Raw genomic sequence first — 23,833 nt, 5'->3', positions numbered from 1 at the left:
TTGAATTACTCGAGTTTATAGTTTAATGGCAAAAAATCAGATAGTTTTTCTTGTCCCATTTCGCCGCCAAGGTATAATGCATTAACAGGCTTGTAATTGCCGTTTTTGTCTATGCTAAAATCTGTTGGCACTTGGTCCACTTTTATAAAAGACTGGTAAAAATCGTCGTATAAAACGGTGGTTTTTTTGTTGTGTAAACGCACGTGCGTCAAATTATCTGTTTGCAATACTTCAAAAATTTGAGACGGCTCGATCTCGGTTTTTTTAATAAAAATCCGATAATTTTTCTCTTTTAACTGGTTGTTGTACAAAGCACGCATAAAATGCAGGGTAGAGCCTTGATACCTTTTCTTACGTACTTTTCTATATTTTTCAATCTTTTTTGGTTTTAATTCTTTAAAAAAAGAGGTGCCCAAAAAGTAAGAAGATTCTTCTTTATAATTGGTTTTCTTTTTATTGTTTACCACAAATTCTATCTGGCTAAATAATAATTCAAATTCCATTAAATCATAGCTTATAAGATATCCCAATTTTTTGTTTCTAATTTTTAAAGCTTCGTCTGCGTAGGCAATTAATTTATTGGTAGAAGGAATAAATTTGAGTCGAATAGCAGCTTCGTTTAAAATCTTTGTTTTTTTAGCTTTATATTCTTCCCCCAAAAACCATTTTCTAAAATACTTAAGCTTTCGTTTACGCGACCACGGGTCGTTTTCTATATAAACTTCGGTAAGATTATTTACTTCCTCTTCTAAAGCTATAGTACCAAAAGCTATGTTTTTTGAAGTAAAATTCAAGCTTAAAACCTTTGGTTTATAAGTAACAGAACTTACCACAAGAGGAAAGTTAACTTGTTTTTCTATTTCTAAAACAAATTTACCCTGCGCGTCTGTAATTGTACCAAAAACAGTACCATCTATATAAACATTGGCATTTTCTACAGGTTTAGAAGTAATAGAATCTATAACCCTTCCGCTAATGCTGTATTGCGCTTTCGCGGAAAAACAAAATGCTATAATACTCAGTAAAAAAAGCAACTTTTTAAGCATTATTTTCCATCTTCTTTTCCAACTCTTCCTGAAATTCTTCCATTACGGGTTTTACCGTGCTTTCCGGCAAATCTGCAATTCTAATGTACATCAAACCATCTACAGAGTTGTTAAAAAGAGGGTCTACGTTAAAGGCTACCACCTTGGCGTTTTGCTTGATGTATTTTTTTAGCAGCACTGGCATCCGTAAAGTGTCCGGCTCCAGCTCGTCTATTAATTTATCAAATTTGTTGAGGTCTGCTTTGCTTTCGTCAAAAACAAAATCTTTTTCAGCGTCTTTTAGTTTTACCTTAAATTCTTTTTTAGGCCTAACATATTGCGCCACATAAGGATCGTAATAATGGGATTTCATAAACTCGATCATCATAGATTTAGAAAAATCTGAAAATTTATTGCTTATGCTCACGCCGCCAATCAAGTATTTATGTTCCGGAAAACGCAAGGTGCAATGCACAATTCCTTTCCATAACAAAAACAAAGGCATAGGTTTTTGCTGGTAATCTTTTACAATAAAAGCCCGACCCATTTCTATAGACTGCCGCATTAATTTGTAAAGTTCCGGCTCAAACCGAAACAATTGTTGCAAGTAAAAGCCGTCTATACCATATTTTGGGAAAATCTTAGAACCAAATCCCATTCGGTATGCGCCCACAATTTTATGCGCTTGATTATCGTACAAAAACATGTGGTGGTAATACTCGTCAAATTCATCTAAATCTGTTTCATTATTTGTTCCTTCGCCAATTGCTCTAAAGGTGATTTCGCGCAGACGCCCAATCTCGTTCACGATATTAGGAATGTATTTACGTTCTGCCAAAAACACTTCATAATTTTTACTGCTTAGCAAACGCTTTTCGTTCTCCCGGCAAAACTCTATTTCTTTTTGCATCACCGGTTCGGCAGTTTCGTTGGCAATTTTTCGCGGAGAGCGCGGTATTTTTATCTGCTTAGGAATTTGAATGTTTTTTAAGAAACTTTTTTTACTGAAGGCGCTCGCCAGCATATACGTTTTTTTCCGTAAGAAATGCGTAAAATCTTCTATATCGCGATGTTTTTCTTGATCTTCTACCGAAATTGGATTACCAATACGCACTTTTATCTTACGCTTTTTCTGCGTTAGCATTTCGCTAGGTATTTTAGCGGTACGCAGCGAGTCGTTTATTTTTGCCAAACGGTAAAACGAGGGACTGTTTTTTGCGTGAAAATAAATGGGAACAATTGGCACTTTAGATTTTTGAATAAGCTTCATAGCTTCCGGCAACCACTCACGATCTACAATTATTTTATCTTCGCGATGTGTCGAAACTTCCCCGGCAGGGAAAATGCCCAACGGGTGCCCGGCTTTTAAATGTTGTATGGCCGTTTTTATTCCCTCTAAACTCGATTTTACTTCCTTGCGGTCTTCAAACGGATTAACCGGCATAATATAAGGCTTTAAAGGCTTAAGCCGATGCAATAAAAAATTGGCAATTACCTTATAATCTTCGCGACGGTTTGCCAGGGTTTGCAGTAAAATCATACCGTCTATGGCACCTAACGGATGATTGGAAATTGTAATAAAAGCGCCGGATTTAGGAATACGTTTTAAGTCTTTTTCGGGAATTTCATAATCTACTTCCAAATGCGAAAGCGCCGAATGTAAAAATTCTAAACCGCTCAAATGTTTACGGTCTTCGTAAATTTTGTTGAGTTTGTTGAGTTTGGTTAAACCCATTACAGATGCGCCCAAGGCGGTTCCTAAAAAACCAAATTTACTTAAATTTAAGCCTTTGGCCACTTCTTTGGCAGTTACAAATCCCATTTAATGCTCAGTTTATAAACAAATATAACAAAATCTAAAACTTGCTTAAGTTTTTTCTTGGGTTACCCACTGCACGGTTTCTCGGGTTTGTTGTTTTAAAAGGATGTTTTTAACGTTTTCTATAGAAGCTATGGTAGCATTATCAAAATGCCGAACGGTATATAAAGAAACATTTTTGTTAAAGCTTACTTTATACTTTTTCTTTAAATGCAGCAGTAAATCATCTACCAGATTGAACCTATTGTCTACGCAAAGCGAAAAACTAATAGCAGAGTTTTGTATAAGGTCTACTTTAACCTGGTAGTGGTGTAAAAGCGCAAACACCTCGCTGATATTTTCTTCGACAAAAAAAGAAAAATCTAATGTAGAAAGCGAGATTAAAACCAAGTTATGCTTCACTATAAAACAAGGAATTTTAGGCTTTATTTTTGGTCCGTTGGTTATTAAAGTACCAACTTTTTCCGGCTTATAAAAAGATTTTATATAAAGCGGTATTTCCTTTCTTTGTAAGGGTTGTAAAGTTTTGGGATGAATAATAGAAGCTCCGTAAAAAGCCAGTTCTATTGCTTCTCTGTAAGAAATTTGTTCTAAAACCCGCGTGTTAGGAAATATCTTAGGATCGCCGTTATAAAATCCGTCTACATCTTTCCAGATACACACTTGTTTAGCGTCTAAGCAATAGGCAAAAATAGCCGCCGAATAATCGCTGCCTTCCCGACCCAAAGAAGTGCTGTTATTGTTAAAACTACCGCCAACAAAGCCTTGGGTAATGCTCAATTTTTGCCGGTTTACCGCTTGTTGTACAGCTATTTTGGTAAGTTCCCAATCTACTTTTGCTTCGCGGTAAGTAGAATCGGTTTGTATAATTTCGCGGGCGTCTAACCAAGTATTTTCTATGTTTTTAAAACTTAAGTATTCGCTAATAATTACCGTGCTCAAAAGCTCGCCATAGCAAATCACTTGGTCATAAATATAATTGTAATCCCAGTTTTTATTGTTTTCTAAAAAAGTAATTATGGTTTTAAAAAAAGCTTCAATTTTCTGTCCAAGTTGCGCTGGCGCAGATAAAAACAGTTGCGTAGAAACATCTAAATGAAACTGCTTGATTTCTTCCAGATAGGTAAGAGGCACAGTTTTATTTTGCACATAATAATTAATGGCTCTTTCTAAAGCATTGGTGGTTTTGCCCATGGCAGAAATCACGACTAATTTACGTTTATCACCAATGTTATCAAGAATACGAGCCATATTTTGCACGGCCTGTGCATCCTTTACAGAAGCGCCACCAAATTTAAAAACTTCCATCAATTTTGGTTTAAAAATTGCTTTATGGCTTTTTCTTCAAATTGTACCGTATTCCAATTGGTGTGTACTTTTGCCCCGGTTTTTTTGTAGAAATCTATCGCGCCGGTATTCCAATCTAAAACCACCCACTCTACACGTTTTACGCCATTATCTATAGCATATTGCATTACTTTTTTATACAAGGCAATGCCTAAACCTTTTTTACGATGTTCGCGGCGCACCATCAAATCTTCTAGATGTACGGTTTTGCCTTTCCAGGTAGAATACCTAAAGTAGAAAAGCGCCATCGCTTCTATATTGCCATCCAATTCTGCCACAAAGCAAGTAAAAAGCTTATTTTCTCCAAAACCATCGCGTACTAAATCTTCTGTAGTAATTATTACCGCATCCGGTTCTTTTTCAAATGCTGCCAATTCTTTTATCAGTAAAAAAACCTCTGGCATATCCTTTTTGGTTGCGGGCCGTATATTAATTTGCATAACTAAAAGGTTTAGCTACAAAAGTAGGCATTAGATTTTCTTTTTTTCTATTTTTGTGCACAAACACAAGAAAAAATGGGTAGGAAAAACCAAACTTTAGGAGAATTTATTATAGAAAATCAATCTTCTTTTCCGTATTCTTCAGGAGAATTATCACGACTTATCAACTCCATTCGTTTGGCTGCAAAAGTGGTTAATCACGAGGTAAACAAAGCCGGCTTGGTAGATATTACCGGTGCGGCGGGAGATACCAATGTGCAAGGTGAAGAGCAACAAAAATTAGATGTTTATGCTAACGAAAAATTTATCCAAACCCTAACCAACCGCGAAATTGTTTGCGGTATCGCTTCCGAAGAAAACGACGATTATATTACCATTCAAGGTCAAAATAACGATCATAAAAATAAATATGTGGTCTTGATGGATCCGCTTGACGGAAGTTCTAATATAGATGTAAACGTTTCTGTAGGAACCATTTTTTCTATCTACCGCCGCAAAACCGAAGTCGGAAAACCGGTAACTCAAGAAGATTTTTTACAACCCGGTAATCAACAAGTAGCTGCCGGTTATATAATTTACGGCACTTCTACAATGTTGGTTTACACAACCGGTCACGGGGTAAACGGTTTTACGCTAAACCCGGCAATTGGCACGTACTATCTCTCGCACCCAAATATGCGTTTTCCTAAAGACGGTAAAATTTATTCGATTAATGAAGGTAACTACGCGCATTTCCCGCAAGGCGTAAAAGATTATTTAAAATATTGCCAAGCAGAAGATGGCGACAGACCGTATACCTCACGTTATATTGGTTCTTTGGTTTCAGATTTTCATAGAAACATTATAAAAGGCGGAATTTACATCTATCCAAAAACCGCAAAATCTGAAAACGGAAAGTTGCGTTTGCTCTACGAATGCAATCCAATGGCATTTTTGGCAGAACAAGCAGGCGGCGTGGCCAGCGATGGTTTTAACCGAATTATGGACATCGAACCAAAAGAATTACACCAACGCACCCCATTTTTCTGCGGAAGCGAGAATATGGTGAAAAAGGCAGAAGAATTTATGAAAAACGCTCCGGAATAAACACCGAAAGACCTGGAATTATTTAAGCGATTTCACCTCTTAACACCTGTCACAGCGAGCGCAAATGAAACTCTGTCACATCGAACGCAGTCGAGATGTCATGGTTACAGAGAAAAATTTATTCAATATTCTCTATCAGAGCATTCTATCTGCCACGTTTAATAAACAGTAATAGTAACGAGAATAATCCTAAAAAAATTTCCGCTACAGCGAAAAGAATAAAGAGAAGATATTGAACCGAATTAAAAAGTGTAAAACTTTGCTATGCGAAAAAATAGTTAATTTATTCTTTCGTTATTTTTTGGCAAGTTTATAATTATTGACCAGTACAGAAGCAGAGATTTGAAGAATTTGCTCCAATTCTCTTATCATATCCACCGTTAATCTTTTTTTTCGGTTTAGAATCTCTGATACTCGACTTTTTCCACCAATTATGCCTACCAAATCTTTTTGACGTAGATTCAGTTCTTCCATTCTAATCTTTATTGCTTCAATTGGGTCTGGTGCCTCGATAGGGTAGTGTTCGTTTTCGTAATTTTCAATAAGCAACGAGAGTATTTCCGCTTCATCTCCTTCCTTGGTATCAATTGGGGCATCAAAAATAACCTCTAATCTATTAAGTGCGTTTTGGTAGTCTTTATCTGTTTTAATCGGTTTTAAATTCATAATCGTCCTATTTAAATCGTATCGGCATCAATTTTATCATATTCTGGGTGCGTACCGATGAATCGGATAAACGCCCATTGTTTTTCATAATTGAACTTGACTACAAGTCGGTAAGAATTTCCTTTAATGTTAAAAACTACTCGACCATTCTTTAATATACTTGCGGTTATGTAGGTCTGTTTTACATCATTTGGCGAGAACCAATTTGCTTTTTTTGCTGTGTCGTACCAAGTTTTCAAGTATTGTTCTGAGTCAGCATGATTTTTCCAGAATTCTCGCAGTGTACTTTTCGCAATTATTCGTTTCATTGATCATTTACTAAGACAAATATACAAATAGTTCTCAAATAAAGAACCATAGATAGATGTGTTTTTGTATTAAAAAGGTAGACTAACTATTAATCGCTATTAGTTAAACTTCTCCCTTTACGGAATTTATCGCGCCAAGCACAAAATTATTCGGCTACAGCCAAAAAAATTAATCTTTGCGTTCTAATAAATACAAGTAATCGTCAAAACTTAATCTGCCACCTAATATACTTACTGAACGATCTATAATTGCTTGCGAAGTTTCTGGGTCAAAACCTAAAGCTACTGCATATTTTTTAAGCATAAATTCTTCGTCTTTATCCATATTATGATCGGCAAAAATCACGATAAGTACTTCGTAAAGACGTTCTAATCTTTTTGCAGCAGAGTTAGGCGGATTTACCGGATAGCCGGTAGGATTTTTAATAATTTTGGCATATTCATCTTCTTCTATGCCAAGTTTTTTTGCCAATCGTTTTAAAACGCGTTCTTCTTCTGCGTTAATTTCGCCATCTACTGAGGCAATATTTACAATGGCTGCAAAACGACCAATATTGCGCTGGTGATGCCCTGAATCAAATAAATCTGTAAACGACATAATGAGTTTTTGTGTTTGTTAAAACAAATATACAGAAAGCTGTTTTAATAAAAATAATTTACGATAAGTTAAATTATAAATATTTAACCATCAAAGGGATAGGTTTTTTTATTTTTTGCAGTCTCTGTTTGGCAAAATTCCTTAATTTCGCAGACTATTAAAAAAGGCATATTCATGAATAAAAAATTTGCAGAATATAAAGAGCTGGACTTGCCCAAAGTAGCTAAAGAAACACGCGATTTTTGGGAAAAGCAAAACATTTTTGAAAAAAGTATCTCTACCCGAGATGCAAACAAACCTTACGTGTTTTTTGAAGGACCTCCTTCTGCAAATGGCCTGCCCGGTATTCATCACGTGATGGCAAGAACCATCAAAGACATTTTTTGTAGGTTTAAAACCCAACAAGGTTTTCAGGTAAAACGAAAAGCCGGTTGGGATACGCACGGTTTGCCGGTAGAGTTGGGCGTAGAAAAAGAACTGGGAATTACCAAAGAAGACATTGGCTCAAAAATTAGCGTAGAAGATTATAACGACGCTTGTAAAAATGCCGTAATGCGCTACACCGATGTTTGGAAGGACCTTACCGAAAAAATGGGTTATTGGGTAAATATGGACGATCCATATATTACCTATAAATCAAAATATATGGAAAGCGTTTGGTATTTGCTTTCTGAAATTTATAAAAAAGGCCTTATTTACAAAGGCTATACCATTCAGCCATTTTCACCAAAAGCAGGAACCGGTTTAAGCTCGCACGAACTTAACCAACCCGGTACTTATCAAGACGTTACAGATACTACGGTAACTGCACAATTTAAAGCAAAAGAAGAAAGCCTACCAGATTTTCTTAAAAACGAAGGCGAAATTAATCTTATTGCCTGGACAACCACACCTTGGACGCTGCCTAGTAACACGGCTTTGACCGTTGGCCCAAAAATAGATTATGTATTGGTAAAAACTTATAACCAATATACTTTCGAGCCAATTACCATAATTGTTGCAGAAGCTTTGGCAAAACAACAATTTGATAAAAAATTTGAGCAGGTAGAAAACGAAGAAGATTTACAAGCTTATACAAAAGAAAGTAAAAAAATACCGTATTGGATTGGCAAAAAATTTAAAGGTAAAGATTTAGTTGGTGTTCAATACGAACAACTTTTACCTTATGCTTTGCCGCACGACAATCCTGAAAATGCCTTTAGGGTAATTGCCGGAGATTTTGTAACTACAGAAGACGGTACAGGAATTGTACATACCGCACCAACTTTTGGGGCAGACGATGCGATGGTTGCTAAAAAGGCAACACCAGAAATTCCGCCAATGTTGGTAAAAGACGAGAACGGTAATTTGGTGCCGCTGGTAGATTTACAAGGCCGTTTTAGAGAGCAAATGGGCGAGCTTGCCGGCAAGTATGTTAAAAACGAATATTATGACGAAGGTGAGGCGCCAGAAAAATCGGTAGATGTAGAAATTGCCATTAAGTTAAAAGAAGAAAACAAAGCTTTTAAAGTAGAAAAATACGTACATAGTTATCCAAATTGCTGGCGTACAGATAAACCTATTTTATATTATCCGTTAGATTCTTGGTTTATTAAAGTAACTGAGGTAAAAGACCGGATGCACGAGTTAAACAAAGGTATAAACTGGAAACCTGCCTCTACCGGCGAAGGCCGCTTTGGTAACTGGTTAGCCAATGCCAACGATTGGAATTTATCGCGCTCCAGATTTTGGGGAATTCCGTTGCCTATTTGGCGCACAGAAGATGGCAAAGAAGAATTGATAATTGGCTCGGTGGCCGAATTAAAAAAAGAGATGCAAAAAGCCGTGGAAGCCGGCGTGATGCAAAAAGATATTTTTGAAGATTTTGTGGTAGGCGATATGTCCGAAGAAAATTACGATAAAATAGATTTGCATAAAAATATTGTAGATAAAATTAAATTGGTAGCGCCATCTGGCAAAACCATGCACCGCGAAGCAGATTTAATAGACGTATGGTTTGACTCCGGTTCTATGCCTTACGCACAATGGCACTATCCGTTTGAAAACAAAGAAATTGTAGAAAAATCAGAACGTAAAGCAGATTTTATAGCCGAAGGCGTAGACCAAACACGCGGCTGGTTTTATACCTTGCACGCCATCGCAACTTTAATGTTTGACGATGTGGCCTATAAAAATGTAGTTTCTAACGGTTTGGTATTAGATAAAAACGGCCAAAAAATGTCTAAACGTTTGGGCAATGCCGTAGATCCGTTTGAGACTTTGGCAGCTTTTGGACCAGATGCTACCCGTTGGTATATGATTGCCAACGCCAATCCTTGGGATAATTTAAAATTTGATATAGAAGGAATTGCAGAAGTAAGAAGAAAGTTTTTTGGAACTTTATATAACACGTACAACTTTTTTGCACTTTACGCGAACATAGACAACTTTACCTATGCCGAAGCAGAAATACCAATTGCAGAAAGACCAGAAATAGATCGATGGGTACTTTCAGAATTGCATACACTTATTGGTAAAGTAGAAAAATTCTATTCTAATTACGAGCCTACCAAGGCTGCGCGAGCAATTTCAGAATTTGTACAAGAAAACCTAAGCAACTGGTTTGTGCGTTTAAGCAGAAGACGTTTCTGGAAACCCGCAGCCCAAATCAATTCCGGCGAAGACCAATACAATGCAGATAAGATTTCTGCTTACCAAACTTTATATACTTGCTTAGAAAATGTAGCTAAATTGGCGGCACCAATAGCGCCTTTTTATATGGATGCGTTGTATAAAGATTTAACACAGGTTACTAAAAAAGATACTGCAGAAAGTGTACATTTAGCAGAGTTTCCAAAACAAGAAGAAACCTTTATAGATAAAGGATTGGAGCAGAAAATGCACAAAGCGCAAATCATTTCTTCGTTGGTTTTGTCTTTACGGAAAAAAGAAATGATAAAAGTACGACAACCCTTACAGAGAATTATGATTCCGGTGTTGGACGATGCGGTAAAAGAAGAGATAAATGCAGTAGCAAATTTGATTAAATCTGAAGTAAACGTAAAAGAAATAGAGCTTATAGACGATGCTTCCGGTATTTTGGTGAAAACCGTAAAACCAAACTTTAAAGTCTTAGGGCCGCGATTTGGCAAAGACATGAAAAAAGTGGTGGCAGCCATAAAAACAATGGGTCCGGAAGATATTGCAAAACTGGAAAAAGAAGGCCAAATAAATATTGAAATTAACCAGAAAATGACTATGTTGCAGCTCAACGAAGTAGAAATAGCTTCAGAAGATATTGAGGGATGGTTAGTAGCCAGCAACAGCGGTCTAACCGTAGCATTAGATGTTAGCCTTACACCAGAATTAATAAAAGAAGGAATAGCGCGAGAATTAGTAAACAGAATTCAAAACTTACGAAAAGATTCCGGTTTTGAAGTTACCGATAAAATTGAGGTAAAAATTAAAAGTGACGGGATGATCGAGGATGCCGTTAATGATAACAAGACATATATTAAAAACGAAACGCTTACTGCAAAACTCGAAATTGTAGAAAGCAATTTGGACAATGGGATAGCGATAAATTTTGATGATGTAAATACCCAATTGGCCATAAAAAAACACTAACTATGACAACACAAGAAGCACAAAATACACAAAAAGAAAGGTTTACAGACGCAGAGTTGGCAGAGTTTAAAGCTATTATAGAAGATAAAATAGTAAAAGCTACTCAACAATTAGAAATGTACCAAAGCGCGTATATGAACGATAGCTCAAATGGTACAGACGACACATCGCCAACGTTTAAAGCCTTTGACGAGGGCAGCAAAACAATGAGCAAAGAAGCAAACTCCCAATTGGCCATACGCCAAGAAAAGTTTATTCGCGATTTAAAAAATGCGTTGGTACGTATAGAAAATAAAACCTACGGTATTTGCCGTGTAACCGGTAAACTAATCAAAAAAGAACGCTTAAGATTGGTGCCGCACGCTACGCTAAGCATAGAAGCAAAAAATATGCAGCAATAATTATTGCTTCTGCATTTAGAAAGCTGTTTCAATACCGTGCCTATTTTTAGGAGTATATTTTAAGACGGATTGAAGCAGCTTTTTTTTATTTTTCGGCTATGAAAAATTTAACGGTTGTCTTATTGGTTTTTTTCCTTTACGGAAATAATTGCTTCGCGCAACGCACCAAAACAACCATTATTTCGGCTAAAGATATTAGCAGCGTTTTTGTACAAGCCGATGAGGTTTTTAAAATTACCATAAATGCTTCCAAGCGAAAAACTATCCGCTACAGCGTAACGGCAGAGGGAGAATACTTGCAGGATATTTATATAAAAAACAGTATAGAAGGCAAAGAACTAAAACTAGAATCGCATTACAACAAACTATTGCTTGGCGGGCAAGATAAATTGGCAGCCCACAAAGTATTTGCCCTAAATCTAGAAATAGATGTGCCACAAAACTTTAAGGTAGTTGTACTTTCTAACTTGGCATCTGTTTATGCAAATGGCGCTTTTAAATACCTGGAAACCGAACTTAAAGCAGGGCAATGCAGCTTATCTAACTTTACCGGAAAAGCATTTGTTGTAACCTATACCGGCGATGTATTTGTAAAAACAAAACAAGCAGAAGTAGAAGCAAAATCTAATTTAGGAGCAGTAAAAATAGACCCGCGTGTAGGTTTTGGTAACCTAATTAAAGTAAAATCTATCTCTGGCGATATAGTTGTGAAAAAAATTGAATAAAAAAATGTATTTTTACCGCCAAAATTTTAAGTAAATGTCGTTAAAAAAAGCTTCCTGGCTCATTTTGGTAATTTTGATCATCGATCAAATTTCTAAGTTCTATATAAAGACCAATTTTGCCCTTGGCGATGAAATTAAAGTCTTTGATTGGTTTAGAATTCTTTTTGTAGAAAATGAAGGTATGGCTTGGGGCGCAAAAATTCCCGGGCAATACGGTAAGCTTTTTCTTACACTTTTTAGACTGGTGGCCATTGTAGGTATAGGTTATTGGCTTTGGGATTCTGCCAGAAAAAACGGCTCTAAAATCTTACTTATTTCTATTGCCTTAATTTTTGCCGGAGCTTTTGGTAATATTATAGACTCGGTTTTTTACGGAATTATTTTTAACGACAGCCATAATCAAATTGCGACTTTTCTGCCAGATGCGGGCGGTTATGGTACGCTTTTTCACGGTAAAGTAGTAGATATGCTTTATTTCCCGCTGTGGAGCGGTTATTTGCCGGAGTGGATCCCATTTTGGGGTGGCAACTACTTTACTTTTTTTGAACCGGTGTTTAACATTGCAGATTCTGCTATAACAATTGGCGTAATTTTATTGTTGTTTTTTAACAAACAAGCTTTTCCGCAGGAAGAAGAGAAAGAAGCCAAGAAATAATTATTTCAAGAAAACTTATAAATCTCATTAGGGGTTACACAATAATCTAATTTTTTGTCGTGTGGGTTGGTGTCTTCAATTTTAGCTTCCGCGAAAAAAAAACTAAGACCAATTTTTAGGGTGTTTGGGGCGCAAGTATCTAAAAATCTATCGTAAAAACCTTTTCCGTAACCGGTGCGGTGGCCGTTTATATCAAAAGCCAAAAGCGGTACAAAAACCACTTGTATTTTTTTTGGCATAATTTCTATGCCTTCGGTAGGCTCTGGGATGCCCCATTTATTTACTTTTAGATTGGTATTATCGGTAAGTAAAATGTTGGTCATTTGGTGGATTTTAAAATCGCTTTTAGAAACCACAATATTCTTGTCTTTTCCGCTTAAAATATGTAGGAGAAACTCGGTATTTACTTCTTGCTGTTTTTCAATACTTAAAAAAATATGGTAATAGGTGTAATCCCAAATAGGTAGTTCTAATAGTTTGTTGGCTATTGTTAAGCTCTTTTCGTCAATTTCTTCCGCAGATAAAGCTTTTCTTTTTTGTTTATATTTTTCCCGAAGTTCTTTTTTTAACATTCCGTCTAATTTTTGGAAATATGAAAAATTGCATCGCCTTGGTATACAATAGCAGATTGGTTTACATTTATTATATAACCGGTGTTGGAAGCACGTACTTTATGTCTAAAACTACCATACGGATCGGTAATTATTGCAATATATTCGCCTTTCTCTACAAATTTACCAATAGGTATTTTAACGTGTAGCAAACCACTGTATTTGGCACGCATCCATTGGCTTTTTTTAATGAGTATATTGGTAAAGTCCGGTTCGGAAACTTCAAAATTGCCTTGTAGCATATCAAAATGCTTTAAGATTCGCATTACGCCATCAACGCCATATTTAGAAATGGTTTTATCGTTTTCTAAAGACTTTCCGCCTTCAAATAATAAAATAGGTTTGCCTAATTTGGCACAGGCTCCTCTGTAAGATTTTGCAATGGTTTTAGAAAATACGGTAAAAGGTGCATTAAAAATTTTTGCTAATTCAAAGATATCTTCATCACCTTCTTGCACTCTAATTTGTGCAGCGTTGTAACGAGTAGAGCCACCGGTATGAAAATCCATACAAAAATCTGCGTGTGGTAGAATCTCGTGGGTAAATTGATATGCAAATCGGCTGGCTAAAGCGCCGGTTTTTGAGCCGGGAAACATGCGGTTTAAATCGCGACCGTCTGGAAATTCTCTTTTTAAATTCAGAAAACCAAAAACATTTACCACCGGTATACAAATTATGGTACCGCGTTTAGGTTTATTTATTCCTTTAGAAATGAGTTGTCGTACAACTTCTACTCCTGCAATCTCATCGCCGTGAATGCCACCGGTTATTAATATTGTAGGACCGGGATTGATAGAACGTTCTATTAAAATAGGTACTTCTACCGCTGTGGTAGTGTATAATTTGGCAGTATTAAAATTTACACGAGCACTTTCGCCTGGCTTAATCTTATGGTTTAAAAGTTCTAAAACATCTTCTTTTTCACTGTCACGCATAATTCTATACGTTTTTTTCTATGTATCGAATAACACTTTTTGCAATATCTTTTTCAGTAGCTTTTTCTATACCTTCTAATCCTGGAGAAGAGTTTACCTCTAGAATTAAAGGTCCTCTGCCACTTTGCAATAAATCTACCCCGGCAACGCCCAAGCCCATAGCTTTTGCAGCTCGCACAGCAGCAACTTCTTCTTCGTCTGTAAGTTCTATAACAGATGCAGAACCGCCACGATGTAAATTAGAACGGAACTCGCCTTCTTTTCCTTGTCGTTTTATAGCGCCAACTACGTGGCCGTCTACTACAAAAGCTCTAATATCTGCTCCTTTGGCCTCTTTAATAAATTCTTGTACAATTACACGGGCTTGCAAGCCGTTAAAAGCCTCTATTACAGATTCTGCTGCGTTACGGGTTTCTGCCAAAACTACGCCTAAACCTTGCGTGCCTTCTAATAATTTTATTACTAAAGGTGTCCCGCCTACTTGTTTAATAACCCCTTCTACGTCCCTAGAGTAATTGGTAAAAACCGTTTTAGGCAAACCAATTTTTGCGCGCGATAAAACTTGTAAGCTTCGCAATTTGTCTCTGCTTCTCACCAAAGCTTCAGAACCTACGGTTGTAAAAGCGCCCATCATTTCAAATTGGCGTACTACCGCAGTTCCGTAAAAAGTAACAGAAGCGCCAATACGCGGAATTATAGCGTCTACATCTTCTATATAACCACCTTTATAATATATATTAGGACGTCTTTTTTCTATAACGATATCACATTTTAATGGATCTATTACTTCTACATTATGTTTACGCTTTTTGGCAGCTTCTACCAAGCGTTGCGTAGAGTAAAGATTTGGATTACGGGATAATATTTTTATGTTCATAAGTTTATTGTTGCAAGTTAAAAGAAACGTCTTTTTGTTGTGGATCTACCACGAATTTTTTATTTAAAAATTTTCTGCCTAGCAAAACAGGAAACCGCATTTCTTGACGGTCACTTAAAGATAAAGATATTTTATAAGTTTTGCCAAATAACTGGATTTTAGATTTTATTTCGTAACGTTTTTGTGCAAGCCCGTTACTACTTCTTACCTTAATAGTGCTGTAGTCATAAAAAGTTAAAATTTTTTTATTGTAACCTGGGTGGTCTCGATCTAAAAACTTACAGTGTAGCACGCCGTTTTCTTCACGTATATCTTTACAGTGTATTGAAGAGGTATATGCGCCGGTATCTATTTTTACCGCAATATCTTTAAGCCCAAGTTCTGGGAAGTTTGCTTTATCTACCCTTCCTATTATTTTTTTATTCATAGTGCAATATACTAATTCGTAAAAAATATAGACAAAAAGCCTAATTAATTAAAAGCATTTTTTTTGCTTTTAAATAGCTTTATCTTTGAAGCAATGAAAAAACCGCCTTTAGAAATACAGATAAAAACCCTGCCCTCTAGCCCTGGAGTGTACCAATATTTTGATAAAAACGGAAAAATACTTTACGTAGGAAAAGCCAAAAACCTTAAAAAAAGAGTTAGTTCTTATTTCAATAAAAAGCACGACAGTCACCGTATTGCGGTAATGGTAAAAAAGATTGTAGAGATAAAGCATATCGTTGTCAACTCTGAAACCGATGCGCTTTTGCTGGAAAACAATCTGATAAAAAAATACCAGCCACGGTTTAACGTAATGCTAAAAGACGATAAAACCTATCCGTGGATTTGCATTAAAAACGAACGCTTTCCCCGGGTTTTCTCTACCCGAAGATTAATAAAAGACGGTAGCGAATATTTTGGGCCCTTTACCAGCGGAAAAACCGTAAATGCGCTGTTAGAGCTTATTAGGGATTTGTATAAATTGCGTACGTGTAATTACGATTTATCGGAAGAAAAAATTAGAAGTGGCAAATACAAGGTTTGTTTAGAATATCATCTTGGCAATTGCAAAGGCCCGTGCGAAGGCCATCAAGAAGAACAAGATTACCATAACAACATAGAGCAAATACGTCAAATTGTAAAAGGTAATTTTAAAGATTCTTTAGACCGTTTTAGACAGCAAATGCAAGGGCATGCCGAGAAGATGGAGTTTGAAGATGCGCAGCGTATAAAAGATAAAATAGAAACTCTAGAAAAATACCAAGCCAAATCTACCGTTGTAAACCCTAAGATAAATAACGTAGATGTATTTTCTATTTTTAGTGACGAAGGCTATGGCTATGTTAACTTTTTACAACTTTCGCACGGGGCGATAATTCGTTCGCATACTATCGAGATGAAAAAAAAGTTGGACGAATCTGACAGGGAATTATTAGAACTTGGCATTACCGAGATTCGGCAGCGTTTTCAATCTAATTCTACAGAGATTTATGTGCCCTTTAAAGTAGATGTCGGCGAAACGGTAAAAGTTACCGTTCCAAAACTGGGCGATAAAAAAGCTATTGTAGATTTATCTTTACGGAATGCGAAGTATTTTAGACAAGAGCGGTTTAAACAAATGAAAATTGTAGACCCTAACCGCCACGCCAATAGAATAATGGCGCAAATGAAAGAAGATTTACGCCTACGTGAAGAACCCAGACATATAGAGTGCTTTGATAATTCTAACATTCAAGGTAGCAATCCGGTGGCGGCTTGTGTAGTTTTTAAAGACGGGAAACCCAGCAAAAAAGATTACCGAAAATTTAATATAAAAACCGTAGAAGGCCCGGATGATTATGCTTCTATGGAGGAAGTTGTTTTTAGGCGCTACAGGCGTTTGTTAAACGAAAACGAGCCCTTGCCACAACTCATAATTATAGATGGCGGGAAAGGGCAACTTTCTTCGGCCGTTAGTGCTTTAGAACAACTAGACCTTCGCGGTAAAATTGCCATAATTGGTATTGCTAAAAGACTGGAAGAATTGTTTTATCCTGGCGATTCTATACCTTTATATTTAGATAAAAAATCTGAAACGCTTAGAATAATACAGCAATTGCGGAACGAAGCGCACCGTTTTGGTATTACCTTTCATCGCAACAAAAGAAGTAAAAGCGCAATAGATACAGAGTTGGAAAATATTTCTGGCATTGGACAAAAAACCGCTTTAGAATTATTAAAGAATTTCCGCTCGGTCAAACGTATCCGTAAAGCTACCAAAAAAGAACTTTCTGAAGTAGTAGGAAATGCCAAGGCAACCTTGGTCTATAATCATTACCATCAATAATATGAGATTTTTAAGCCTTTTAATTATATTTTTTAGCTTTTCGGTTTTTGCTCAAAATCCTGTACAAAAAGATGTAAAAGTAGGCTTGGTGCTTAGCGGTGGTGGTGCCAAAGGCTTGGCGCATATTGGCGCGTTAAAAGTAATAGACGAGGTGGGCGTGCGTATAGATTATATTGGTGGCAGTAGTATGGGCGCAATTGTTGGTGCTTTGTATGCTTCGGGATATTCTCCACAAGAATTAGACTCTATTTTTAGGAAAACCAATTTCCGTAAACTTATTCAAGACGATTTGCCTAGGGGAGTTAAAAGCTTTTACGAACGTGAAGAAGCAGACAGGTACGCAATTACCTTACCGTTTAATAATTTTAATCTTACATTACCATCTAGCTTAAGCAAAGGTCAGAATTTGTATAATCTTTTATCCAGGCTTACCGCACACGTGCATAACATAGAAGATTTTAGCAAATTGCCAATTCCGTTTTTTTGCACAGGAACAGATATAGAAACGGGGAAACAAGTAATTTTAGATAGTGGCTCATTGCCACAAGCCGTTGCTGCCAGTGGTGCCATTCCTTCTTTGTTTAGTCCGGTTCTTATAAACGACCAGCTAGTTGCAGATGGCGGTATCTCTAATAATTATCCGGTAGAAATTTTAAAGGGAAAAAATGTAGATTATATTGTTGGGGTAGATGTGCAAGATACTTTGGTTAACCGAAAAAAATTGCAAAGTGCCTTAGAAATACTTACCCAAGTAAACAATTTTAGAACCATACAAGATATGGAAAATAAAATTGCAAAAACAGATTTGTATATTAATCCGGATATAAGAAAGTTTTCTATTCTTTCTTTTGATGAAGGCGCTGCAATTATAGATAGTGGCGAGACAGCAGCCAGAAAAAACATAATAGCTTTAAAGCAACTTGCAAAACGACAGAGCGCCAAGTCTAAAGTTCAAGAAACAGTATTAAATCGTTTAGACTCTATTAGCATTAATCATATAAAAATTAGTGGAAACAGTACCTATCCCAGAAATTATATAACCGGAAAGTTAAAACTTCCGTTAAAGAAAAAAATAAGTTACCGCCAGTTAAACGAAGCAATTAACCGACTTTCGGCCACCGGAAACTTTCAGCGGGTAGAGTACCAATTGAAAGACACCAAGCAAGCGTCTAAAAACCTTAATTTAATTGTTCGTGAAAACCAAAACAACACCAATTTACGCTTTGCCTTACATTATGACGAATTGTATGAAAGTGCTGCATTGGTTAACCTTACCCACAAAAGTCTATTTTTAACTAACGATGTTACTTCTTTAGACATAATAGTGGGAGATAATTTTAGGTATAATTTTAATTACTATATAGATAAAGGTAATTATTGGAGCATTGGCCTAAACTCTACACTAAATCAGTTTGATAGAGAAGTGGGCGTCGATTTTTTAGACGGTAATTCTTCTTTTTCCATTTTAGATATTAATGAGTTAAACATAGACTATTTAGACCTTAGTAACCGTTTTTATATAGAAACTTTTTTAAACAGAGTGTTTAAATTTGGCATGGGACTGGAGCATAAATACATGCGGGTGAAAACCAAAACTTTTTTAACGGAAGACAGCCAAAACCCCAGTTTTACTATTTTAGAAGAAAGCAGTTTGTTTGCACCTTATGGCTATTTGGAGTACGATACCTATAACCACGCTTATTTCCCTACAGAAGGTGCGCATTTTATGGGAGATTTCCACCTGTATCTGGTAGAAGCCAATACCAGTATTAATTTTTCTGAATTTTCTCTGGCGCGCGGCAGCTTGGGAGTGGCAAAAACTATTTTTAAGAATTTCGCCGTAAGGTTAAGTACAGAAACCGGTTTTAAAATAGGAAGCGACCAAAGCAATGTGCTCAACTTTTACCTTGGTGGCTACGGAAATAATTACGTAAACAATATAAAACCTTTTTATGGTTACGATTTTTTAAGCATTTCGGGAGACAGTTATATAAAAGCATCGCTGGAGTTAGATTACGAAATCTTTAAAAAAAATCACCTTATTGCCAGCTACAATATTGCTAATGCAGAAGACGATATTTTTAGAACAACCGAGTGGATTTCTACGCCAGATTATACCGGTTTTGCAATAGGTTACGGCCTAGAAACTTTTTTAGGTCCGCTGGAAGCCAAATACTCCTATTCCCCGGAAAGGGCAGAAAGCGAGTGGTTTTTAAGTCTTGGATTTTGGTTTTAGAATATAAAAACTACTTATAATTCTCTTTTTTATTTCCTTTACGGAAAAAACACAAAATGTATTAATCGTATGAATTTTGAGATTTTGTTTTTAATTACCCTTAATAATGCTTATTTTTTGGCGAAATTTTAAAACACGTTAAAAAATGCCCTTTTACCATAAATTAGGAAAAATCCCGCATAAGCGCCATACGGTTTTTAAAAAACCAGATGGCGGTCTGTATCACGAACAATTATTTGGTACCATTGGTTTTGACGGTATGTCATCTAACCTGTACCACATTCACCGGCCAACCCAAGTAAAAGAAATAAAAGGCAGCTATGATGTAAGTCCAAAAATAGCTGTAGAAAATAACCTGCATTCTTACCGCCTAAAAGGCTTTCAAGTAGTGCCGGCGCCAGATTATTTAGAGAGCCGTAAAACCGTGCTTACCAACGCAGATGTAAGTATTATTTTGGCCGCGCCGCAACAATCTACCAACGATTATTTCTACAAAAATTCAGACGAAGACGAGCTGATTTTTGTACATAAAGGCAGCGGAAAACTACGGACCCATTTGGGTAATATAGATTTTAAATACGGCGATTATCTGCTTATTCCACGAGGGGTAATCTATAAATTAGATTTTGACGACGAAGACAACCGGCTTTTTATTGTAGAGTCTACCCGACCAATTTACACCCCAAAACGCTACCGAAATCATTTTGGGCAATTGTTAGAACATTCGCCATTTTGCGAAAGAGATTTGCGCCAGCCGCACGAGTTGGAAAGCAACGACGAAAAAGGCGAGTTTTTGATGAAAGTAAAAAAACAAAACAAAATTTTTGATATGGTTTACGCCACGCATCCTTTTGATGTTGTGGGTTACGACGGGTATAACTATCCGTATGCGTTTTCCATTCATGATTTTGAACCCATAACCGGCAGAATTCATCAACCGCCGCCAGTGCATCAAACTTTTGAAACAGATGCTTTTGTGGTATGTAGTTTTTGTCCGCGTTTATACGATTATCATCCAGAGAGTATTCCGGCGCCCTACAACCACAGCAATATAGATAGCGATGAGGTTTTATATTATGTAGATGGCGATTTTATGAGCAGGAACGATATTGAAGCTGGCCATATTTCGTTACATCCGGCAGGTATTCCGCACGGGCCGCATCCGGGCGCTGTAGAAAGAAGTATTGGTCAAACCAAAACAGAAGAGTTGGCAGTAATGGTAGATACGTTTAAACCCTTGCAGGTTACCGAAGATGGAATGAAAATAGCAGATGACAGCTATTACAAATCCTGGTTAGAAGAATAAAAGACAATTTCAATGTAGCAGAAACGGTTGTTTAACTTCCGTAAAGAAAAAAGAATAAATTAAAACTTAAATTATAACAGAATGAGCAAGAAAATAGAATCGGTAAACTATGGTACCGAAAAGATATTTGAAGGAGCGCAAGATTTCCTTCCTTTATTAGGTACCGATTATATCGAACTGTATGTAGGAAATGCTAAACAAGCAGCGCATTTTTATAAAACCGCTTTTGGTTTTCAGTCTTTAGCCTATAAAGGTTTGGAAACCGGAAGTAAAGACGAGGTTTCGTATGTATTGCAACAAGATAAAATTAGATTGGTGCTTACCTCGCCTTTAACTTCTAAAAACCATATCAACGAACATATTGTAAAACATGGTGATGGCGTAAAAGTAATTGCCCTTTGGGTAGAAGATGCCAAAGCAGCTTGGGAAGAAACCACCAAAAGAGGTGCAAAATCGTATATGGAGCCAACTACAGATAAAGACGCTAGTGGCGAAGTGGTAAAAGCCGGTATTTACACCTATGGCGAAACCGTACATATGTTTATAGAACGCAAAAATTTTGATGGCACATTTTTACCTGGCTATGTAGCTTGGGAATCTGCCTACCGCCCGGAGGCAACCGGTCTTAAATTTATAGACCATATGGTAGGAAACGTAGGTTGGAACGAGATGAACACCTGGGTAAAATGGTATGAAGACGTGATGGGTTTTGTTAACTTTTTATCTTTTGACGATAAGCAAATCCATACCGAATACTCGGCTTTAATGAGTAAAGTAATGAGTAACGGGAACGGAAGAATTAAATTCCCGATTAACGAACCTGCCGAAGGCAAGAAAAAATCGCAAATTGAAGAATATTTAGATTTTTACGAAGGCGCCGGCGTACAGCACGTAGCGGTTTCTACAGACGATATTATTACCACCGTATCAGAATTGCGTAAAAGAGGAGTGGAGTTTTTATCGGTTCCGCCAGACGAATATTACCATGCCGTTCCCGGACGTTTAGAAGAGCACAGCCACGAATTACGAGAAGATTTAGATAAGCTAAAAAGTTTGGGTATCATGGTAGATGCCGATGAAGAAGGTTATTTGTTACAGATTTTCACCAAACCTTTACAAGACCGACCGACTTTATTTTTTGAAATAATTCAACGAATGGGCGCAAAAGGCTTTGGTGCCGGTAACTTTAAAGCCTTGTTTGAGTCTATAGAACGCGAGCAAGGATTGCGAGGAACCTTGTAAGTATTACGAATAAATTAACAAATAAACAGATAATCTTAAATTTAATGAAAATATGTTAATAAAAAGGTTAAATATTACTTTTTCATTGCAGATATTTCAAAGCTGACGTATTTTTGCATCCGCATTCAGGGGGTGGTTTCCTTGAGTGCATTTGAAAAAGTAATTTTTTTCATAAATTTAAGTTTTAGTTGGTTAATAAGCGTAAAACCCTATCATGTATTTGATAGGGTTTTATGTGTTTTAAACCAATTTTGGAATAAATATTGTAAATTTCAAATTCTAAACTTAAATACATATTCATGAAGAAGTTGTTGTTTGCGTTTTTTAGCGTTTTATTTTCCGTTGGGTCTATTTCTGCACAAAGTTCTGCTTACCAACCTGGAGAGTGGTTTAAATTTAGAATACATTACGGCTGGTTTAATGCCAGTTATGCAACTTTAGCAGTGCATGAAGAAACCTTGTTTGATATGCCGGTGTATCATATTAAAGGCAGGGGTAAATCTACCGGTTTATTAGATTTGTTTTTTAAAGTAGACGATAGGTACGAGAGTTATGTGCGCCAAGATAACCAATTGCCTCTGCGTTTTATACGCGATATTAACGAAGGCGGCCATACCAAAGACCGTATAATTAATTTTGATCAAGTTAACAACAGGGCGTTGGTACACGATAAAAAACGCAATACCCGTAATAGATTTGATACCAAACCTAAGGTGCAAGACATGATTTCTGTTTTTTACTTTTTACGGAATGAAATAGATGAAAAAACAATTGAGAAAAACGATGCCGTGGTGGTAGATATGTTTTTTGATGATGAAAACTATAAATTTAAAACGGTATTCTTGGGTAGGGAAACCATTAAAACCAAATTTGGGAAAATAAAAGCTTTAAAATTCAGACCTTATGTGCAAGCAGGTCGTATTTTTGAAGAAGAAGAAAGTTTGACTTTTTGGGTTAGCGATGATGCTAATAAAATTCCTTTAAAAATAAGAGCAGATTTAGCAGTAGGGTCGTTAGAAGCAGACCTAGATGCATTTAGAGGTTTAAAACATTCTTTTCAGTTTAAAAAGTAAGCTTTTCTTTCCGTAAAGGAGAGCAACTATTTAAAGAATTAAATAGTTAATTTTTGTATTTAAGTTACTAGTGTCCGATTAAAATAATCAAAACGAATGACACGCCAATAAATAGCCAAGGGTTTGAGAGATTTATAGTATGATACCTTTCTTTAAGGTTTTTTATTTTTTTATGGCCTAAGCGAAGTTCTTGCATACAACGAGGAAGAATAACGAGAGTAATGCACAAAAAATGATGTGAGTGGAGGGTTAAGCAAACTAGCGCCAGTCGCTAAAATTGAATAGGCACAAGCAAAATTATGAGCTTTATAAATTTATAAAAACCTACAAATACCTTTAGTTTGCGCCGTAACGAGGGAAGTTTTTCGCAAAAATCGGTTAAGCCTAGTCCCCAGCTTGAGTTTGGGATTGGTTCTCCCGTATTCTATGGTTAAAAAAAGCTTTTTAGTTAAAATTTTCAACATTTTTAAGCTGCATATTTCAAGGTATCAACATATGGCGTTCTCCGTTTTACAACTGCAAAAATCCTGGCTAGTAATTTGTTCCTGATCACATTGATTGTACTC

The 23,833-nt window shown here is 36.4% G+C and carries 21 protein-coding genes; 10 read left to right on the top strand and 11 right to left on the bottom strand.

The window, feature by feature from the left end; translation table 11 throughout:
* Positions 1–5: 5 nt before the first annotated feature.
* From FKR84_RS09980 to FKR84_RS09965, 4 genes are read right to left on the bottom strand one after another with little or no spacing between them, the layout of a single operon-like run.
* Complete coding sequence (locus tag FKR84_RS09980) at positions 6–1,046, bottom strand: carboxypeptidase-like regulatory domain-containing protein (RefSeq protein WP_141422168.1); 1,041 nt, start codon at positions 1,044–1,046, stop codon at positions 6–8.
* Positions 1,039–2,847 carry a GNAT family N-acyltransferase gene (locus FKR84_RS09975; RefSeq protein ID WP_141422167.1) on the bottom strand — a complete coding sequence of 603 codons (1,809 nt, stop codon included), beginning with the start codon at positions 2,845–2,847 and terminating at the stop codon, positions 1,039–1,041. Before FKR84_RS09975 ends, FKR84_RS09980 begins: the two co-directional genes overlap by 8 nt.
* 45 nt (positions 2,848–2,892) lie before the next feature.
* Complete coding sequence (locus FKR84_RS09970; RefSeq protein ID WP_141422166.1) at positions 2,893–4,152, bottom strand: aspartate kinase; 1,260 nt, start codon at positions 4,150–4,152, stop codon at positions 2,893–2,895.
* Positions 4,152–4,631 (bottom strand): GNAT family N-acetyltransferase, encoded by a 480-nt coding sequence (locus FKR84_RS09965; protein ID WP_233357730.1) that lies wholly within the window; start codon positions 4,629–4,631, stop codon positions 4,152–4,154. Before FKR84_RS09965 ends, FKR84_RS09970 begins: the two co-directional genes overlap by 1 nt.
* A 75-nt stretch (positions 4,632–4,706) precedes the next feature.
* On the opposite strand from FKR84_RS09965, the gene fbp reads away from it, so the two are divergent.
* Entirely contained in the window at positions 4,707–5,717 is a 1,011-nt protein-coding gene (gene fbp / locus FKR84_RS09960) for a class 1 fructose-bisphosphatase (protein WP_141422165.1), read from the top strand.
* Between the two features lie 294 nt (positions 5,718–6,011).
* Here the strand turns inward: fbp and FKR84_RS09955 are convergent, their stop codons facing one another.
* From FKR84_RS09955 to FKR84_RS09945, 3 genes are all read right to left on the bottom strand, one after another.
* The gene (locus FKR84_RS09955) at positions 6,012–6,383 is read right to left on the bottom strand and encodes a helix-turn-helix domain-containing protein (protein WP_141422164.1); all 372 of its coding nucleotides are present in this window, start codon (positions 6,381–6,383) and stop codon (positions 6,012–6,014) included.
* 11 nt (positions 6,384–6,394) lie between these two features.
* On the bottom strand, positions 6,395–6,691 hold the full coding sequence (locus FKR84_RS09950) for a type II toxin-antitoxin system HigB family toxin (protein ID WP_141422163.1): 297 nt from the start codon (positions 6,689–6,691) through the stop codon (positions 6,395–6,397).
* A 169-nt stretch (positions 6,692–6,860) separates the two neighbouring features.
* On the bottom strand, positions 6,861–7,289 hold the full coding sequence (locus tag FKR84_RS09945) for a tellurite resistance TerB family protein (protein WP_141422162.1): 429 nt from the start codon (positions 7,287–7,289) through the stop codon (positions 6,861–6,863).
* Between the two features lie 174 nt (positions 7,290–7,463).
* Between FKR84_RS09945 and ileS the strand changes: the two genes are divergently transcribed.
* The 4 genes from ileS (at position 7,464) to FKR84_RS09925 (ending at position 12,676) form a co-directional block, all read left to right on the top strand.
* Entirely contained in the window at positions 7,464–10,895 is a 3,432-nt protein-coding gene (ileS, locus tag FKR84_RS09940) for an isoleucine--tRNA ligase (protein WP_141422161.1), read from the top strand.
* A gap of 2 nt (positions 10,896–10,897) precedes the next feature.
* Positions 10,898–11,296 (top strand): TraR/DksA family transcriptional regulator, encoded by a 399-nt coding sequence (locus FKR84_RS09935; protein ID WP_141422160.1) that lies wholly within the window; start codon positions 10,898–10,900, stop codon positions 11,294–11,296.
* Between the two features lie 98 nt (positions 11,297–11,394).
* Entirely contained in the window at positions 11,395–12,021 is a 627-nt protein-coding gene (locus FKR84_RS09930) for a hypothetical protein (RefSeq protein ID WP_141422159.1), read from the top strand.
* Between the two features lie 34 nt (positions 12,022–12,055).
* Positions 12,056–12,676 (top strand): lipoprotein signal peptidase, encoded by a 621-nt coding sequence (locus tag FKR84_RS09925; RefSeq protein WP_141422158.1) that lies wholly within the window; start codon positions 12,056–12,058, stop codon positions 12,674–12,676.
* 5 nt (positions 12,677–12,681) lie between these two features.
* Here the strand turns inward: FKR84_RS09925 and FKR84_RS09920 are convergent, their stop codons facing one another.
* From FKR84_RS09920 to FKR84_RS09905, 4 genes are read right to left on the bottom strand one after another with little or no spacing between them, the layout of a single operon-like run.
* On the bottom strand, positions 12,682–13,248 hold the full coding sequence (locus FKR84_RS09920) for a 5-formyltetrahydrofolate cyclo-ligase (protein WP_141422157.1): 567 nt from the start codon (positions 13,246–13,248) through the stop codon (positions 12,682–12,684).
* 5 nt (positions 13,249–13,253) lie between these two features.
* Positions 13,254–14,222: a succinylglutamate desuccinylase/aspartoacylase family protein gene (locus FKR84_RS09915; RefSeq protein ID WP_141422156.1), complete on the bottom strand. Its 969-nt coding sequence runs from the start codon at positions 14,220–14,222 to the stop codon at positions 13,254–13,256.
* A gap of 4 nt (positions 14,223–14,226) precedes the next feature.
* Complete coding sequence (gene rimK, locus FKR84_RS09910; protein ID WP_141422155.1) at positions 14,227–15,099, bottom strand: 30S ribosomal protein S6--L-glutamate ligase; 873 nt, start codon at positions 15,097–15,099, stop codon at positions 14,227–14,229.
* Positions 15,100–15,103: 4 nt separating this feature from the next.
* Entirely contained in the window at positions 15,104–15,526 is a 423-nt protein-coding gene (locus FKR84_RS09905) for an ATP-dependent zinc protease family protein (protein ID WP_141422154.1), read from the bottom strand.
* Positions 15,527–15,619: 93 nt separating this feature from the next.
* Between FKR84_RS09905 and uvrC the strand changes: the two genes are divergently transcribed.
* The 5 genes from uvrC to FKR84_RS09880 all read left to right on the top strand — a co-directional run bounded on the left by uvrC (position 15,620) and on the right by FKR84_RS09880 (position 23,267).
* The gene (gene uvrC, locus FKR84_RS09900; RefSeq protein ID WP_141422153.1) at positions 15,620–17,410 is read left to right on the top strand and encodes an excinuclease ABC subunit UvrC; all 1,791 of its coding nucleotides are present in this window, start codon (positions 15,620–15,622) and stop codon (positions 17,408–17,410) included.
* Between the two features lies 1 nt (position 17,411).
* The gene (locus FKR84_RS09895) at positions 17,412–19,646 is read left to right on the top strand and encodes a patatin-like phospholipase family protein (protein WP_141422152.1); all 2,235 of its coding nucleotides are present in this window, start codon (positions 17,412–17,414) and stop codon (positions 19,644–19,646) included.
* 145 nt (positions 19,647–19,791) lie between these two features.
* Entirely contained in the window at positions 19,792–20,952 is a 1,161-nt protein-coding gene (locus tag FKR84_RS09890; RefSeq protein ID WP_141422151.1) for a homogentisate 1,2-dioxygenase, read from the top strand.
* Positions 20,953–21,033: 81 nt separating this feature from the next.
* A complete protein-coding gene (gene hppD, locus FKR84_RS09885) occupies positions 21,034–22,194 on the top strand; it encodes a 4-hydroxyphenylpyruvate dioxygenase (protein WP_141422150.1) in 1,161 nt (386 codons plus the stop codon).
* Between the two features lie 299 nt (positions 22,195–22,493).
* Positions 22,494–23,267 carry a DUF3108 domain-containing protein gene (locus tag FKR84_RS09880; protein WP_141422149.1) on the top strand — a complete coding sequence of 258 codons (774 nt, stop codon included), beginning with the start codon at positions 22,494–22,496 and terminating at the stop codon, positions 23,265–23,267.
* The last annotated feature ends 566 nt before the right edge of the window (positions 23,268–23,833 follow it).

It is taken from the genome of Haloflavibacter putidus (assembly GCF_006546625.1).
GTDB lineage: Bacteria > Bacteroidota > Bacteroidia > Flavobacteriales > Flavobacteriaceae > Mesonia > Mesonia putida.
This window is presented reverse-complemented; position numbering and strand designations above follow the sequence as displayed.

Coding starts and splice junctions, on each gene's coding strand:
- FKR84_RS09930 (WP_141422159.1), top strand. CDS start 11,395: ATGAAAAATTTAACGGTTGTCTTATTGGTTTTTTTCCTTTACGGAAAT.
- FKR84_RS09915 (WP_141422156.1), bottom strand. CDS start 14,222: ATGCGTGACAGTGAAAAAGAAGATGTTTTAGAACTTTTAAACCATAAG.
- FKR84_RS09965 (WP_233357730.1), bottom strand. CDS start 4,631: ATGCAAATTAATATACGGCCCGCAACCAAAAAGGATATGCCAGAGGTT.
- rimK (WP_141422155.1), bottom strand. CDS start 15,099: ATGAACATAAAAATATTATCCCGTAATCCAAATCTTTACTCTACGCAA.
- fbp (WP_141422165.1), top strand. CDS start 4,707: ATGGGTAGGAAAAACCAAACTTTAGGAGAATTTATTATAGAAAATCAA.
- ileS (WP_141422161.1), top strand. CDS start 7,464: ATGAATAAAAAATTTGCAGAATATAAAGAGCTGGACTTGCCCAAAGTA.
- FKR84_RS09935 (WP_141422160.1), top strand. CDS start 10,898: ATGACAACACAAGAAGCACAAAATACACAAAAAGAAAGGTTTACAGAC.
- FKR84_RS09980 (WP_141422168.1), bottom strand. CDS start 1,046: ATGCTTAAAAAGTTGCTTTTTTTACTGAGTATTATAGCATTTTGTTTT.
- FKR84_RS09880 (WP_141422149.1), top strand. CDS start 22,494: ATGAAGAAGTTGTTGTTTGCGTTTTTTAGCGTTTTATTTTCCGTTGGG.
- FKR84_RS09955 (WP_141422164.1), bottom strand. CDS start 6,383: ATGAATTTAAAACCGATTAAAACAGATAAAGACTACCAAAACGCACTT.
- FKR84_RS09950 (WP_141422163.1), bottom strand. CDS start 6,691: ATGAAACGAATAATTGCGAAAAGTACACTGCGAGAATTCTGGAAAAAT.
- hppD (WP_141422150.1), top strand. CDS start 21,034: ATGAGCAAGAAAATAGAATCGGTAAACTATGGTACCGAAAAGATATTT.
- FKR84_RS09945 (WP_141422162.1), bottom strand. CDS start 7,289: ATGTCGTTTACAGATTTATTTGATTCAGGGCATCACCAGCGCAATATT.
- FKR84_RS09970 (WP_141422166.1), bottom strand. CDS start 4,152: ATGGAAGTTTTTAAATTTGGTGGCGCTTCTGTAAAGGATGCACAGGCC.
- FKR84_RS09920 (WP_141422157.1), bottom strand. CDS start 13,248: ATGTTAAAAAAAGAACTTCGGGAAAAATATAAACAAAAAAGAAAAGCT.
- FKR84_RS09925 (WP_141422158.1), top strand. CDS start 12,056: ATGTCGTTAAAAAAAGCTTCCTGGCTCATTTTGGTAATTTTGATCATC.
- FKR84_RS09890 (WP_141422151.1), top strand. CDS start 19,792: ATGCCCTTTTACCATAAATTAGGAAAAATCCCGCATAAGCGCCATACG.
- FKR84_RS09975 (WP_141422167.1), bottom strand. CDS start 2,847: ATGGGATTTGTAACTGCCAAAGAAGTGGCCAAAGGCTTAAATTTAAGT.
- FKR84_RS09905 (WP_141422154.1), bottom strand. CDS start 15,526: ATGAATAAAAAAATAATAGGAAGGGTAGATAAAGCAAACTTCCCAGAA.
- uvrC (WP_141422153.1), top strand. CDS start 15,620: ATGAAAAAACCGCCTTTAGAAATACAGATAAAAACCCTGCCCTCTAGC.
- FKR84_RS09895 (WP_141422152.1), top strand. CDS start 17,412: ATGAGATTTTTAAGCCTTTTAATTATATTTTTTAGCTTTTCGGTTTTT.